The organism is Neobacillus phoenicis (assembly GCF_047302305.1).
GTDB lineage: Bacteria > Bacillota > Bacilli > Bacillales > Cytobacillaceae > Neobacillus.
Map to the genome: position 1 here is coordinate 100,779 of NZ_CP154847.1, position 15,712 is coordinate 116,490.

Genomic DNA, 15,712 nt, shown 5'->3' on the forward strand with positions numbered 1-15,712 from the left:
CTCTTAAAATGACGACCTACTAACAAAACAACTAATCATACAAAATACGAACAACTAAAAATAAAATAATTTCCTTAAAAAGTGCACAATAGCCGCCGTTTTGTCAGTCTACTACCCCCACCATCACCTCCTTTAAGTCTCTGTAATAATAACGGTTTCCCCTTTAATGCCTTTTTTTTCTTGTGTAAAACGGTACTGTTTGCCAATTTCATTACTATTTGTAATAACAATAGGTGTTATGATACTTTTTGCAAGTTGTTTTATCATATCCAAATCCATTTCCATCAATAGCTGCCCGGTAGTCACTTTATCCCCCACATTGACCGCTATCGTAAATCCTTCCCCGTTTAAAGATACGGTTTCGAGACCGACATGAATGAGAATTTCCGCCCCATCTACTGCACGAACACCAATGGCATGCTTAGTCTCTGCAATCAGAATAACGCTGCCCTTTACAGGTGAATAAATTTTTCCCTCTTCAGGGATCATAGCGATTCCCTCACCCATCATCTTTTGACTGAAAACTGGGTCTGGAACCTCGCTTAACGAAAGGATTTCTCCATTTACTGGTGCAAAAATGGCTGATTTCTCTTTTTTAAAAATATTGAATCGCATTTTTTCTTACTCCTTTTTCACAGTTAAATGTCCATCTAACCCTAATATTATCTTACGGTCTTGTATTAACTCCTAGTACTAAGAAAAGCACTGGGATTGGACAATTCTCAAAGTCGAACTATTCCTTACAAATAGACTGTGTTAAACATGAATGTTGATTTCCGCTCCAGGCGCTTCGCTTTCCGCGGGCGTGTCGGGGAGCCTCCTCGTCGCTCGCGCTCCTGCGGGGTCTCCCCTGCACTGTACTCCCGCAGGAGTCTTCGCACCTTCCGCTCCAATCAACATTGTCTATAAAAACAACATTAGCTTTTAACACAGCCTACAAATAAAAAAGGCATGGGGGTATAATAAAAGGACATGAAAATGCCTTTCATTTTACCACCATGCCTGATCGGATCAGTAACATGTGATCATATTAAATATTACCTATATCATATCACTTATCAGTAAAATTACAATATGTAAGCGTAAACATTTTTGAAACGCTATGATTTTTTCAATAACTCACGGATGATTTTTTCACAGATTTCATGGGTTGTAAGCGCATCTTGTGCAGAAATCCCTGGGGTTGAATTTGTTTGTACCGATTGGATAAAATCTGCTACCATCTGTTCAAAGCCACGTTTTACCAAGGTTGGTTCCCAATCACTGCTCCGGACATCAACTGTTTCCATATTCTTCAAAACAGTGAGTTTGGACACATTATGGACCGTTCTTTTTTCTAGCGGTCCCATGACTTCGGCTATTTCTTCGTTCGTGCCATTATCACGATTCATAATGCCGATGGCGGACCTGCCATCACCAGCAATGAATTGAACCACTATATGATAAAGAGTGTCTTCAACCATTCTACCGTTGACAATCAAATCTTTAATATTGTACGGAAATAGATACCTCATTGTATCTACTACATGAATAAAATCATCATAAATAAACGTCCGCGGTTCTCCTGGCAGACTCTTGCGGTTCTTCTGAACAACAACCATATTCGGCTCTGCGACTTCTTTTAGTTTTCTATAGGTCGGTGCAAATCTACGGTTAAACCCAGTCATGAGAATAAGGCCCTTATCCTCCGCTAGCTTTACCAACCTTTTGGCCCCTTCGTAATGGTCGGAAATAGGCTTATCAACAAACACATGAATCCCACGATGTAAGAGTACCTCTACTATTTCCTCATGAGATGCAGTTGAGGAGTGAACAAATGCCCCGTTAATGCCGCTGTTCATTAAGGACTCCATGTCAGAATGAAGATGTTCAAACCGGTACTGGCTTCCTAGAGACCTTAGCTTGTCTTGATTTCTTGTGTAAAAATGAAATTCAATCTCTTTCATACTACTGTATACAGGCAGATATGCTTTTTGCGCAATATCCCCTAGACCAATAACACCTAATTTAAGCATTTTGTTCCCCTCCAAACTTATCCCCGGTATTGTATAGCTAGTCCTTTTAAGAAATTTCTAGCGTATTTATCACCGCACTCTTTATAATTTTTATGGCCTACTTTTCTTAATAAAGCACTTAATTCACCTTTTGTGATCGTAATCCCTGCACTATCAAATATATCAATCATATCTTCACTAGTTAGAGTTAGTGCTATTTTCAATTTCTTTAAAAGGATATTATTCACACTTTCCTTAGAGAATTGCGGTCTATCAGGTTGGCCGGGTTTTGGCTCTTGCTCGCCTCGCTTAAAGGTAATAAGGCCATTTAAAAATGACTCAAACATCTTATTATTGCATTTTATTACGTCTTCCTCATTGTCTTCTTCATAATCTACATCGTCATTTGATTTTGTAAGGATTTTAAGGACTTCCTCTTTTGTAACTTCAACGCCACCAAGCTTAAAGATCTCAACCATATCCGTGTTTTTTATATCCAAAGCATATCGCAATCGTATTAAAATATCATTATTTTCCATCTAGAATAGAACCCTCCATACTTCTTCTACTTTCTCTCGAGCCACGCACAGCACTCAACGTGCGTAGTCATTGGAAACATATCAACCGGTTGCACTTCTACTGTCCTGTAGCCCCCGTCTTCTAAAATCCTCAGATCCCTTGCTAACGTCGCTGGGTTGCAGGAAACATAGACAACCTTTTTCGGCTTCATCTCTATAATCGTTTGCAGCAATGCCTCGTCGCAGCCTTTACGCGGCGGGTCCACTACTAAAACATCCGCCGTATTCCCGTCCTTGTACCACTTCGGAATCACAACCTCCGCTTCACCGGCAGCGAATTCCGCGTTCGTAATTTCATTCAATTCCGCATTTCGCTTCGCATCTTCAATCGCCTCAGGAACCACTTCTACACCAAATACTTTTTTGGCCTTTTGTGCTAAAAATAATGAAATCGTTCCAATTCCACAATAGGCATCAATGACATTTTCTTCTCCGTTTAGATTCGCGTATTCCAATGCCTTTTCATATAGGACCTTTGTTTGTACTGGATTCACTTGGTAAAACGATAGAGCTGATATCGCAAACTTTACATCACCAATATAGTCATAGATGACCTCATTCCCCCATAAAACATTGGTTTTCTCCCCCATGATCACATTGGTTCTTTTGGAATTTACATTGTGAACGATTGATTTTAACTTAGGCAATCGAGCGACCATTTCCTCAACCAGCCGATTTTTCTGTGGCAGGTCCGTGGTTCTTGTAATGATGACAACCATGAGTTCTCCCGTTTGTTGACCATAGCGCGCCATAATATGCCTCAGTACACCTTTATGGCTTTCCTCTTGGTAGGCAGGAATGCCAAGCTCATTGCAAATTTCCTTTACTACCTGAATTGCTTCATTTATTTCTGGGAGTTGAATGAGACTTTCATTGGTATCAACAATTTCATGGCTTCTTGGCTTAAAAAATCCAGCAATTAGTTTACCTTCTTTTTCTCCAACTGGTACCTGTGCCTTGTTTCGGTAATGGAACGGTTCCTCCATTCCTAGAATCGGGTGTACCACTACATCCTCTAATTTACCGATGCGGGTCAGGACTTGCCTGACCTGATTTTCTTTATATTTCAACTGCCCTTCATATCTAATGTGCTCAAGCTGACAGCCTCCGTATTTATGTTTTTCTTCGCTAGGAATATCGACACGGTACGGGCTTTTTTCATAAAGCTCGATTAGCCGGCCGATTCCATATCCTTTACCAGTCTTGATCACCTTAATCTTCGCTTTTTCACCAGGCAAACCATTGGGGATGAATAACGGATAGCCTTCCACCTTCGCTACCCCTGCTCCATCATGAGTAATATCTTCAAAAACAACATCTATATAATCGTTCTTATTAACAGGTAATGTTCTGCTCATAAACTTCGTCCTTTGCTCCATTTTTGACTAGAAGAATTGTATCACATTCTGAGGAAGAATACGAAACAAGGCCCCACGAGAGATAAGGTTTATGCTAAAATTTTCCTATGTCTTTATTTTGATTGAGAGGAGCCATTATGAAAAAAAGAAATTGGCTTTACCTTTGCTTGATTGTTCTATTATTTACAGCAGGCTGGTATGGTTATGAAACTGCGACTGACGACACTTATGAAGGAATGTCTATTATTCCTGAGGATCATAAAGATATCCCCTTATATCCTGGCTTGGAGCCTACGAGGAATAATTATGTAATGAAAGGTGACTCGTGGAGAGAGGTTTTTGTATTTTATGAAAAACAGCTTCCTGAGAATGGCTGGACGTTAGCTTTGAAGGGCTCCGCACTTGAGGATAAGGATCCTGAAAATGATTGGTCGGGAGCGTATTCTGAGTGGACCAAAGAAGGATTCGATGGTGTTTTATGGGTTTCGACGAGCTATAATCAAGGGGACAATCAAACAGAGGTCATGTTTGATCAAACACCTATTCTACATTCTACAACATGGATTGAGAAAGTACCTGCAAGCCTATGCATTCATGCTGATGCGTTACGGTCAGACTGTGAGAAGGTTACTGACCCTGATGAATTAAAGGCAATTATTCATTTTATTAACAATGCATATGATTCAAAAGAAAAAGCACCTGCGTATAAAAATGAAGGCAGAATAGACTTAGGAACCTTTGATGTTTATTTCTATTATCAAAAGAATGAGGAGATTATCCTTTGGTCGGGGAAAGGTACTAAGAAAATGAAACCCGAGCCGGAGTTTTTGGCGCTTTTGAAGCTTTCATCCTAAGACTTTGTTCTTTTCCGACTTTATGAAAGACATTTCTTTTCTTATTCTCTTATATTTTGTCCTTCATCGGGCTTATGAAAGACAGTTCTTCTCATATACTCTTATGTTTTGTCCTTCATCAGGCTTATGAAGGACAGTTCTTTTCATATTTCCTTATATTTTGTCCTTCATAGGGCTTATGAAGGACATTTCTTCTCATTTTCTCTTATGTTTTGTCCTTCATCGGCTTTTCTTTATATACAAATACCCAAAATACCAAAAAGACGCCCCTCTCAGGACGCCCTATCATTTATTCCTTCATCGCTGCTACTTTCTCTTTTACCTCTTCAATATTCTTCATTTTGTTATCCCAGCACTTTTGACTTAAGTCAACTGGGTATTCTTCTGGGTTCATAATCCGCTTGTATTCTTCCCATAACGAATCTAAATTCGCCTTCAGGTAATCACGTGATTCTTCCAAACAAGGAAGCTCATACACAAGCTCGCCATTAACAAAAATATCTTCATGAAGTGGTTTAGCAGTAAAGTTTGTAACCACCTTATTAATGAACGTATGAGTGGGATGGAACATTCTCAGACGCTTTTCAGGGAGCTTCTCATCCTCCATCGCAATATAATCGCCCTCTGCATGGTGATTCGTATTATTAATAATGCGATAGATTTTTTTCAGGCCTGGAGTTGTTACTTTTTCTGGATTAGAGGAAATTTTAATCGTATCCTCCAACTCCCCCTGTTCGTTTTCAATACAAACAATTTTATAAACAGCCCCAAGTGCAGCTTGATCATAGGCAGTAATCAGCTTTGTACCAATTCCCCAGCTTTCAATTTTTGCACCCTGCGCCTTCAAGTTAATAATCGTATACTCATCTAAATCACTGGAAGCGTAGATTTTTGCATTCTTAAATCCGGCTTCATCCAATAATTTACGTGCTTCTTTAGAAAGATACGCAAGGTCACCACTATCTAAGCGAATCCCAATAAAGTTAATCTGATCTCCCATCTCTTTTGCCACTTTAATCGCATTCGGCACGCCAAGACGGAGTGTATCATACGTATCAACTAAGAAAACACAATCCTTATGTGACTCCGCATACTTACGAAAAGCTGTATATTCATCTTTATATGCTTGAACCATTGAATGAGCATGGGTACCAGCGACTGGTATCCCAAACAATTTCCCTGCTCTCACGTTACTTGTTGCTTCGAAACCTGCAAGGTAAGCCGCTCTCGTCCCCCAAATAGCTGCGTCCATCTCCTGGGCACGTCTTGTCCCAAATTCCATTGCAACCTCATTGCCCAAAACTTGTTTGATTCTTGTAGCTTTCGTTGCAATTAATGTTTGGTAATTCACAATATTGAGCAAAGCTGTTTCAATTAACTGTGCTTCAGCCAAAGGCGCTTCAACTCGTAAAATCGGCTCATTGCCAAAAACGAGTTCGCCCTCTTTCATGCCACGAATGGTTCCAGTAAACCTTATATTTTTTAGATATTCAAGAAAATCTTCTTGATAACCAACTTCATTTTTTAAGTACTCAAGGTCGTCTTCCGTAAAGTGGAAATTTCGAATATACTGAATGACCTTTTCAAGACCAGCGAAAACAGCATAGCCATTCCCAAACGGTAGCTTGCGGAAAAATAATTCGAAGACCGCACGTTTATTATGTATACCATCTCTCCAATATGTCTCTGTCATATTAATCTGGTAAAGATCGGTATGAAGAGTATAACTATCATCTTGATAAATGTGTTTCATAATCGCCCTCCGGAATACTATTACAGCTTTCTCATCATTAAAAACTATAATATCATTAAAAAGATTATTTCACCATAGCACCCAACGATTGTTCAAAATGTCCGAGGGCCCATTCATGTCCCGCTTGATTAAATGAGGCAACAGCGTCCTTGTAAACAACGATTTTGAAGCCTTTATTGTACGCATCTACCGCCGTATGAAGCACACAAATATCCGTACAAACCCCCACCAAATGAACCTCCGTAATGCCACGCTCTCTTAATTTGATTTCCAAGTCTGTACCAGCGAAGGCGGAGTACCGTGTTTTATCCATAAATACAACATTTTCCTGGTCCTTATTTTTCTCATATTCATCCATTAATGCTCCAAATAGGTCTCTTCCAGATGTACCGCGAAGATTATGCGGTGGGAATAATTTTGTTTCCGGATGATATTCATCCCCTTGGTCATGGACATCAATAGCAAAGACCACGTAATTACCATTCTCAATAAATTCGTTCGTTAGCTGTGTGATTTTCTCTTCAATGGACTGGCCTGGTTTTCCACACGTTAGCGCCCCACTATCTGCAACAAAATCAAATGTATAGTCAATGTTGATCAATGCCTTCATATCCCACACCCCTTATTTGTCTTGACTGTTGTGTATAACCCCATTATATACCTTAATTCTAGAGCTAATTCGGTTTTTCCTCCTATATAAACCTTCACGTTACGAAAAAAGCTCGCTCCATATGGAACGAACTTCTTGTTAACTATATCTTTTACCCGGCACCCAATCTGTCGGTCGGTCAAGCGGGCGAATATGATCAAGTGGCACAAACACTTCTAAATGGCGGTATAGGTTTTCAAACTCTGCTGGAAGCAGTCCGCCGAATTCGCCGTCTAAATTTAACTGCACCCTGTCATCAGAATATACTTTTATACGATTTGCCTGTGTGTAAATGACATTGGGGTCATTCACATGCTCCCCGCGAACGGCTAAGGTTGAGATTCGAATAAACTCTGCCAAGTTAACCTTTTTCAAAATTAGCAGCGAGAACAACCCATCATTAATAGAGGCATCAGGCGCAAGCTTTTCAAATCCCCCAATGGAATTCGTCAAGCCCACAAGGAACATCATGGCTTCTCCTTCGAACAGCTTCCCATCATATTCAAGCTTTAGATGCGAGGCTTTAATTGAAGGAATCATTTCCATTCCCTTTAAGTAGTAGGCAAGCTGACCAAGCATCGTTTTTAATTTGCTAGGTACCTCATATGTAAGCTCAGTTAGCCTTCCTCCACCAGCGATATTTATAAAATACTTTTCATTAATACGACCAATATCGACGGGAATTAATTCCCCTTTTGTGATTATGTCTACAGCGGTTCCAATATCCCTTGGTATCTGAAGGGCACGTGCAAAATCATTCGTTGTTCCAGCTGGAATGATTCCTAACTTCGGACGATACTCCTGCTCAGCGAGGCCGTTAACCACTTCATGAATGGTTCCATCTCCCCCGGCAGCAATAACTATGTCATACTTGCGCTCGACAGCTATGCGCGCCGCATTTGTTGCATCGCCTGCTCCAGTTGTGGCATGACAAGAAGCTTCATAGCCAGCCGCCTCTAATTTCATAAGAATCTCCGGCAATTGGCGCTTGATCAATTCACGTCCTGAAGTTGGGTTATAAATTAGTCTTGCTCTTTTCATTATCATCATCCTAATTTTTTTAAATAACACCGACTCTGTTAATTCTATATTCTACCAATTATTATCCTCGCTTACAAATATATTGCGGGACCATAAATCCTATTCTTTCTCCAGAGTCCATCTTCTATCATAATCCTTTTTATTTTTTTTGCAAAAAATAAGACGATGTTTTCCCTACTAATTGCTATTAAGACTTACATTATACGCATTAACTATATTGATACGGTGTTTGCCTTCTCCTGCTTGATAAACCGCATTTTTCAACACAGATGAATTCTCTATGCCTTCAGAAGCCTTATCATCAGATACTTTCCACTCGCCATCCTTTCCGTGAACATCCTCGACTCCGACTGCTGCTATCTTTAAATCACTATTTTTCATAACATCGACCATAACCGATGAAACACTTTCAATACTCCAATCATTCGCCAGCGTCCTTGGCTTTAGCGTAAGCTCATTCCCGTTACCGATCACCTCAAGCTTCACATCACTTGGTACAAGAAGCGTTGCCGCAACATTACCTTGTACATCAAACGGTCCCACCTCATTTGGCAAGGTCTTCACATTCAGATATAACGTATCGCCTCTTTTGTTTGCTGAAATCATATCATCCGCTGTTTTTAAAAGCTTATCCTTCTTCGCTGTTTGAACCCGATACGTACCAAACATAGAGATCTCATTTTCCTCTGTCGCCTCAATCGTCATATCATAGCCAACCGTTCTGACTACCACTCGTTTGATACTATCATCCATTTGATAGGAATAAGTGGGAAGCTCAAACGAACGTTCTTCCCTTGCAATTAATTCCTCCACCTTGTCCATCAGACCTGTTGAGCTAATGACCGCAAATGCGATACCAGTAGTCCCCATCAGTCCGACAAAGAAAATACTAAGAAAATCATATTTTAACATCGGCTTTTCCTGCCGTGACAAAAATAAATAGAGTAAAATTTCGACACCCAGAACAATTAATAATATTGGCCACCACGCGCTCATCACCTGAACCATGCTAAACCCAAGAAACCTTGAGAAAAAGAGGAAAAGGCCAAGAAATAGGAGCGATCCTCCCATTGAAAATGTACCCACACGCCAGGTTCTCATACCTCTTCCTCCTTTCTTTTTCTAAAAAGGAACCCAATTCCGGCTCCGATTAAGAGCACGCCTGCCATCCTTTTTCCCCACTTACTCATGGTTCTCTACCTCCCGCTTCTTTTTGCTACCAGATAATAACTTGATTCCTCCACCGATTAATAGCAGACAAACAAGACCTGTCTGGAAATACGGCTGGAAGTAACCTTGAACCCAGTACATCACATCAATATCCAATAGTCTTGAGAACACGGGTGAAAAGGCTGGAAGCAGAACGTTCATGACTAAATAATATACACCCATAATGACAAGCCCAATCCCCACCCATTTCTGATGATTAAGGAAATAGGCAATGATCGGCACATCTTCAATCGATTCCTCACCGTACCTAGATGCTTTTTGCAGTCCATCAAAAAAGCTGTAAAACCAGATAATCGGTATTAAAAACAAGAAGATCCCTAAACGTAAAACATCTAATATATATATAGAAAATAGAAACGCCGCCATTAACTGAATCCCTCGGCGCTGTAAACCTAAATAGAGGTGGCCGGCTCCAGGGAAGATCGATAGAAAGGTCGCAATGGATTTACTCTTCTTTCCGTCTTCTTTCCGCATTTCAAAGTCCTCTAAAATACTTCGATCGATTAACTCCTCACCGCGTTGCTTTTTATTGACTTGTTGGACTGCATCGAAAAATCCGTACACCCAGATCACCGGTAATCCCGCTAAGAACACCATAAACTCGCCGCGATTAGACATGGCTGTTACAAAAATAACCATGACGGCAAGACCCAAAAACGCTGCTAAAAGGGTCAACCCCCTATTCATCAGGCCAATCTGCAAGTGGCCGAGACCTGGGACAAAGGATAAGACAATCGTATAGAATCGTTCAGAGTCTTGATTTTGGATATCCTCCGGATTGGCAGCCTTTACGGCTGCCTTATGCTTTGAGATCTGAAGTCCCATATCTATAAAGCTAATAATGTAGAAGACAGCCCCTCCCAAAAAGGCTAGGAAGGCTTCCCCTCCTGCATTATTAATTGCACCAATCAGTGTTGCAAACGCTGCTACACCGACTGCAATAAGATAAAATAAGCCACGAAAAACTTTACCGTTATAAATATGTCCAAGACCAGGAATAAGATTTAATGTTAATGCCTTTGTCGGATTTTTCATTTCTTATTTGCCTCCTTTTTTTCTAATGAGTCCATCCATGCGAATGTTTTATTCATCATCCCCTCTGTCATAGATGGTCTTTTTTCCTGAATCTGTTTTGTTTCTATTGAATTTGCATAAGTTGCAAGCGATTGGAATGCTCCAGTAAAAGTTAACAAGATTGTCGCAGCCGCTGCCAATAAATAATGAAACGCAGCCTGCTTATAAAACGGCTTCTTCTTGATGGACTTTTGTTCAGCATTCTTGGTGTCAGGCACCACATCTTGCTTCTTGGAAACCTCTGCCATTACGGCATCGGTAAAACTAGTTTCATTTGATAGAATGGGGAGAGATGATTCATTTGCTGTTACTGCTTGCAAATAGACTTCAAGACATTGGTCACATGTATATAGATGATTTTCAAACTCCTCACGGGTTTTACCAGTGATTTCATTTCTTACATATTGCAGCCATTGATCGTAGGTGTAATGCTTCATGAAAAATCGTCCTCCTTCCAATTCTTTTTCATCCAGCTTCGTGCCCGGTACAGCTTCGTTTCAATTGTCTTCACCTGTACTTTTTGTTCCTCAGCCATTTGTTGATAGCTTTTTTCCGCAATGTAAAACCCATAAATGACTTCGCGGTAATTCTCTGGTAACTCATCAAGCCTTTTCCTAACAAGCTTACGTTGATCATTTTCAATGATTTCTTTCTCTATACTATCCCTAGGTGTCCCTAATGCCTGCTGCTCCAGGGCATCCACAACTTCCTCTCTTCTTCTGGCCTGTTTTCGTTTTACATCTATTGCATGATTGACAGCAATTCGTGTCATCCACGTTTTAAACCCTTGGTTTTCATATTGGGAGAGAGAGGTATAAATTTTCATGAACACTTCTTGTGCGGCATCTTCTGCTTCCTTTTGGTCACGAAGAACAGCAAAGACAGTCCGGAACACGTCATTGCGGTACTTCTCAACCAAAAGACGAAAGGCATGTTCATTGCCCTCCAGCACTTTTTCTATTAATACGGTGTCGCTAATGGTTCTCTCCCCCTTTCTCTCTGTTCTTTCACATCAATAGACGAAACGTATTGCAAACACCCCTACACTTTTTATATAAATATTTTTTTCATCATATCATGCTCTCTAGGAACCATCATAAAAAAACGTGCGAAACGAGTCGCACGCCTAAAAAGATTACTTATTCTAATCGTAAGATACAAACATTACAGTCATGAGGAATCTCAAAGGATCCACTCTCTGGTAAGGAGCCCGTTAATTCCTTTAATGCTTCCTTTCGAACCGACTCGTCTAGCTCCGCTAGCCAGGAGATTGACTCTACTCGTTCTACCCAATCCTCTTTCGAAAAGCTAACGGTATAATTTAGCTTGTAGAAGTCTCTAATTTCAAATCCTTCTTTTTTCCACTCTTCAAACCACTCAACTGGAAAGCCATTAATTCTCATTTTTGAATCTGCTTTCGAACCAGCCGGTGTTAAACCGCCCACTATGTATTTTTCAATAACCTTTAAGGTTTCTTCCACCACAGCCGGCCCTGAAAGAAATCCAGAATCTATGATAATTAACGTCCCTTTTGATTTTAGAATCCTTTTGATTTCTTGGATAGCCTTCGCACGATCGAACCAGTGCCACGCTCTCATCACCGTCACAATATCAAACTGTGAATCTTCCAAACCTGTGGCTTCCGCTGTTCCCAGTTGATAGGGAATGTTGAAATTCTTCCTTTGATTCAATAAAACAGCCTGATGTAACAATTCCTGTGATGGTTCAATACCCACTACATTTGCTTTTCTCATCGCCATTTTTCTTGCAAGTACACCTGTGCCTGATCCAAGGTCAGCGATCGTCTTTCCATCAAAAAAAATATTGCGCAGCTGCAAGCTTTCCATTAAAGTGACGGGAATATCTTCTCTTGAACGAGCATAGCTATTAGCAACTTGGCCAAAATCAATTCCACTCATGTTAGGTTCTCCCTTTACTTCCGAATATTGAGATATTAACAAAATAATACCATTTAAGTGTGATAGAATGCTATTAGAATTAAAAATTATATGTGAGGGACTGATGCATATGGTTTGGTTATTGCTTCTTGCTTCTTATTTAATTGGAAGTATTCCCACTGCTTTGATTGTGGGTAGACTAATCTTTGGTGTCGATATCCGGGAACTTGGAAGTAAAAATCCGGGAGCAACAAATACGTTACGGGTTCTTGGAAAAAAGTCTGCTATTTTCGTCCTTCTTATCGACCTTGCAAAGGGTGCTTTAGCAACTTATCTGCCTTTATATTTTCAATTGGAGGTTGACCCCATCTACTTTGGATTACTTGCTGTGGTTGGCCATTGCTTTCCTATTTTTGCAGGGTTTAGAGGCGGCAAAGCTATTGCCACAACTGCTGGAGCATTATTAATAGCCAATCTCCCATTGTTGGTCGTTGCGTATCTTTCCTTTTTTGCCATTATTTTTATAACCAAGTATGTATTTTTTGGATCTATTTCTGTTGGATTAAGCATGCTTGCCTATTCCTTTTTTTCATCTGAATTAGAATTAGAACTCATTTTTTTATTCTTTTCATTCTTTTTAATTTATCTACACCGTTCTAATATTCGCAACTTTATCCTTGGGATCGAACCAAAGATTAATGATAAAACTTTAAGCAAAGATCGCATTCCACCAAAGGGCGGCGGCAATTTCAAACTATAAAAAGAGAAGGCTGATTCCAATACCAGGAGTCAGCCTCCTTTTTATTTTGGCTGTGTTAAAGAACATTGTTGATTTTTAACTCTGTTGATTGGAGCGGAAGGCGGCGAAGACTCCTGCGGGAGTACGGGGCAGGGGAGACCCCGCAGGAGCGAAGCGACGAGGAGGCTCCCCGGCACGCCCGCGGAAAGCGAAGCCGCCTGGAGCGGAAATCATCAGACAAGTTTAACAGAGCCTTTATTTTAATAATGTACCTATTATGCTGCTTGCTACCGTTTGCCAAATGGATGCGTCCTGTTGATAGGAGGTTCTCAACCGCTTATACATTTCCATCTGTCTTTCCTGAAAATCAACTGCATCCTTTCCAGGCAAAGCTGCTCGTTCCTTTTCCACAAGAGCCTGCATTTCTGGTGCTCTTGGACCCCAAACCCCCACTTCGTTTCCCTCTTGGTCAATAAAAATGAAAATGGGAATGGCCCTTGATGTGCCATTTGTTAAGTATTGGTCCATTAACTCTAAATTCTGGTCTCTGAGAACAAAGCGAACCTCTATCCCGCTGGCTTCAGCAATTTTGAGTAAAATCGGATTGTTCAAGAGCGCATCCCCACACCAATCCTCTGATATAATGATGACTCGTAACTGCTTCTCCCTTAATTCTTCAAGCTTCTTGCTGTCTTCAGCAGATAGTGTGAAATGCTCATAAATGGATAGCATTTCTTCTTTATTACTTGTCATTCCATTAATATATTCATCAACTGGCATTCCTTTTTGAAACCAAGCGTTTAAACCCATCCCAACTACACCCCTTCCGATTTTCTTCTATGATAGTCGTTTTAATCACACGTTACAATTGAACTGCATTCAAGCGTATTCCTATGGTATTCTACAAGCACTTATTACTATTTTCATAAAGCAATAAATTAGTACTAGAAATGAATTTAATAAGTTGATAGAATATTTTATATATAGGAAATATTATTATAAATAATTTCCAATATAATAAAGGGGGAAAAGTATGTCAAACGAGACACTACAATTAGTTTCGATTGGAATCTACATCGCCATGATGCTATTCATCGGTTGGTATTCTTATCGAAAAACTAGCAATCTGACGGACTACATGCTCGGGGGAAGGTCTTTAGGACCTGCAGTAACCGCCTTGAGTGCTGGCGCAGCTGATATGAGTGGATGGCTATTAATGGGCTTACCTGGCGGAATTTATGTAAGCGGTTTAGCGGACGCTTGGATCGCTGTCGGTCTAACAATTGGCGCCTATTTAAACTGGTTATTGGTAGCACCTCGTCTGCGCTCCTATACACAGGTAGCAAATGATTCTATTACAATTCCAAGTTATTTAGAAAATCGCTTTAAAGACAAAACGAAACTACTCCGCATTGTATCAGGTATCGTTATACTTATTTTCTTTACTTTCTATGTGTCTTCAGGAATGGTTTCGGGAGCAGTATTCTTTGAAAGTTCATTTGGAACAGACTACCATACAGGTCTATATATCGTTGGCGGCGTTGTTGTTGCCTATACCTTGTTCGGAGGATTCCTTGCTGTAAGTTATACCGACTTCATTCAAGGATTAATGATGCTAATTGCCTTACTTTTAGTTCCCGCAATTGGTATTTTTAAAACAGGTGGTCCAGCAGAGACGTTTGATACCATTCGTGCCATAGATCCTACCTTACTAGATTTATTTAAAGGAACTACTTTTATTGGAATTGTATCTGCAATGGCTTGGGGCCTTGGATACTTTGGTCAGCCACATATCGTCGTTCGCTTTATGGCCATTAAAACAATCAAAGAAACAAAAAGTGCTCGCCGCATTGGAATGGGCTGGATGATTATTTCTTTAATTGGTACTATTCTAACTGGATTTATCGGCTTGGCATTCTTCCATAATAACGCTGATTTTTCATTAAAGAATCCAGAAGCAGTCTTTATTTCGTTAAGTCAAATCTTCTTCCATCCTTTATTTGCAGGATTTGCATTGGCCGCTATTCTGGCCGCCATCATGAGCACGATCTCTTCTCAGTTGATCGTAACCTCAAGTGCACTTGTTGAAGATTTATATAAAGTAGTAATGAACAAAAACGCAAAGGACAAACAGTTAGTTTTCTTAGGCAGAATGGCCGTTCTACTTGTTGCTGTTGTTGCAGCTGCACTAGCTTTTAAACAAAACAACACCATCTTAGACCTTGTTGCCTATGCGTGGGCAGGTTTCGGAGCATCATTTGGTCCTATCATTCTATTAAGCTTATTTTGGAAAAAGACAACCAATTGGGGAGCCCTATTCGGAATGATCGTCGGTGCTGTTACCGTTATCGTTTGGAAAAATGCGGACCTTGGCAAAGTCATTTTCGGCGAATCTCTATATGAAATAGTTCCAGGCTTCATACTTAACCTGGTTGTTGCTTATATTGTCAGCTTGCTAACTTATAAGAAAAATGATGAAATTGAAAAAGAATTCACTGAAAGTGTTCGTTTATTAAAACAGGAATAGACTATATAAAAAGCCCG

Annotated in this window: 17 protein-coding genes; 3 read left to right on the top strand and 14 right to left on the bottom strand. The window is 40.2% G+C overall.

Annotated elements, in window-relative coordinates; genetic code table 11:
• Positions 1-132: 132 nt before the first annotated feature.
• The 4 genes from AA0X95_RS00430 to rlmD all read right to left on the bottom strand — a co-directional run bounded on the left by AA0X95_RS00430 (position 133) and on the right by rlmD (position 3,930).
• Positions 133-615: a PTS glucose transporter subunit IIA gene (locus AA0X95_RS00430; RefSeq protein WP_413304181.1), complete on the bottom strand. Its 483-nt coding sequence runs from the start codon at positions 613-615 to the stop codon at positions 133-135.
• Positions 616-1,100: 485 nt separating this feature from the next.
• Positions 1,101-2,015, bottom strand: coding sequence for a Gfo/Idh/MocA family protein (locus AA0X95_RS00435; protein ID WP_413304183.1), 915 nt, complete (start codon positions 2,013-2,015; stop codon positions 1,101-1,103).
• Positions 2,016-2,032: 17 nt separating this feature from the next.
• Complete coding sequence (locus tag AA0X95_RS00440; protein ID WP_413304186.1) at positions 2,033-2,533, bottom strand: DUF1456 family protein; 501 nt, start codon at positions 2,531-2,533, stop codon at positions 2,033-2,035.
• A gap of 26 nt (positions 2,534-2,559) precedes the next feature.
• On the bottom strand, positions 2,560-3,930 hold the full coding sequence (gene rlmD, locus AA0X95_RS00445; protein WP_413304189.1) for a 23S rRNA (uracil(1939)-C(5))-methyltransferase RlmD: 1,371 nt from the start codon (positions 3,928-3,930) through the stop codon (positions 2,560-2,562).
• A gap of 137 nt (positions 3,931-4,067) precedes the next feature.
• Here rlmD and AA0X95_RS00450 point away from each other — a divergent pair, with 137 nt between their 5' ends.
• Complete coding sequence (locus AA0X95_RS00450) at positions 4,068-4,784, top strand: hypothetical protein (protein WP_413304192.1); 717 nt, start codon at positions 4,068-4,070, stop codon at positions 4,782-4,784.
• A gap of 289 nt (positions 4,785-5,073) precedes the next feature.
• Here the strand turns inward: AA0X95_RS00450 and AA0X95_RS00455 are convergent, their stop codons facing one another.
• From AA0X95_RS00455 to AA0X95_RS00495, 9 genes are all read right to left on the bottom strand, one after another.
• Complete coding sequence (locus tag AA0X95_RS00455) at positions 5,074-6,537, bottom strand: nicotinate phosphoribosyltransferase (RefSeq protein WP_413304195.1); 1,464 nt, start codon at positions 6,535-6,537, stop codon at positions 5,074-5,076.
• A gap of 64 nt (positions 6,538-6,601) precedes the next feature.
• Complete coding sequence (locus AA0X95_RS00460; RefSeq protein WP_413304198.1) at positions 6,602-7,147, bottom strand: cysteine hydrolase family protein; 546 nt, start codon at positions 7,145-7,147, stop codon at positions 6,602-6,604.
• Between the two features lie 138 nt (positions 7,148-7,285).
• Entirely contained in the window at positions 7,286-8,227 is a 942-nt protein-coding gene (locus tag AA0X95_RS00465) for a diacylglycerol kinase (protein WP_413304200.1), read from the bottom strand.
• Between the two features lie 177 nt (positions 8,228-8,404).
• Positions 8,405-9,328, bottom strand: a complete 924-nt coding sequence (locus AA0X95_RS00470; RefSeq protein WP_413304203.1) for a hypothetical protein — start codon at positions 9,326-9,328, stop codon at positions 8,405-8,407.
• Positions 9,325-9,417: an LPXTG cell wall anchor domain-containing protein gene (locus tag AA0X95_RS00475; protein WP_413304206.1), complete on the bottom strand. Its 93-nt coding sequence runs from the start codon at positions 9,415-9,417 to the stop codon at positions 9,325-9,327. The genes AA0X95_RS00470 and AA0X95_RS00475 overlap by 4 nt, the downstream gene beginning before the upstream one ends.
• The gene (locus AA0X95_RS00480) at positions 9,410-10,492 is read right to left on the bottom strand and encodes a hypothetical protein (protein WP_413304208.1); all 1,083 of its coding nucleotides are present in this window, start codon (positions 10,490-10,492) and stop codon (positions 9,410-9,412) included. Before AA0X95_RS00480 ends, AA0X95_RS00475 begins: the two co-directional genes overlap by 8 nt.
• Positions 10,489-10,968 carry a hypothetical protein gene (locus AA0X95_RS00485; protein WP_413304211.1) on the bottom strand — a complete coding sequence of 160 codons (480 nt, stop codon included), beginning with the start codon at positions 10,966-10,968 and terminating at the stop codon, positions 10,489-10,491. Before AA0X95_RS00485 ends, AA0X95_RS00480 begins: the two co-directional genes overlap by 4 nt.
• Positions 10,965-11,510, bottom strand: coding sequence for an RNA polymerase sigma factor (locus AA0X95_RS00490; protein ID WP_413309775.1), 546 nt, complete (start codon positions 11,508-11,510; stop codon positions 10,965-10,967). The genes AA0X95_RS00485 and AA0X95_RS00490 overlap by 4 nt, the downstream gene beginning before the upstream one ends.
• Positions 11,511-11,670: 160 nt before the next feature.
• Entirely contained in the window at positions 11,671-12,450 is a 780-nt protein-coding gene (locus AA0X95_RS00495; RefSeq protein ID WP_413304214.1) for a class I SAM-dependent methyltransferase, read from the bottom strand.
• Between the two features lie 103 nt (positions 12,451-12,553).
• Here AA0X95_RS00495 and plsY point away from each other — a divergent pair, with 103 nt between their 5' ends.
• Complete coding sequence (gene plsY / locus AA0X95_RS00500) at positions 12,554-13,189, top strand: glycerol-3-phosphate 1-O-acyltransferase PlsY (protein ID WP_413304217.1); 636 nt, start codon at positions 12,554-12,556, stop codon at positions 13,187-13,189.
• A gap of 234 nt (positions 13,190-13,423) precedes the next feature.
• Here plsY and AA0X95_RS00505 read toward each other — a convergent pair whose 3' ends face one another.
• Entirely contained in the window at positions 13,424-13,978 is a 555-nt protein-coding gene (locus AA0X95_RS00505; RefSeq protein WP_413304219.1) for a thioredoxin family protein, read from the bottom strand.
• 223 nt (positions 13,979-14,201) lie between these two features.
• On the opposite strand from AA0X95_RS00505, the gene putP reads away from it, so the two are divergent.
• Positions 14,202-15,695, top strand: coding sequence for a sodium/proline symporter PutP (gene putP, locus AA0X95_RS00510; RefSeq protein ID WP_413304221.1), 1,494 nt, complete (start codon positions 14,202-14,204; stop codon positions 15,693-15,695).
• The last annotated feature ends 17 nt before the right edge of the window (positions 15,696-15,712 follow it).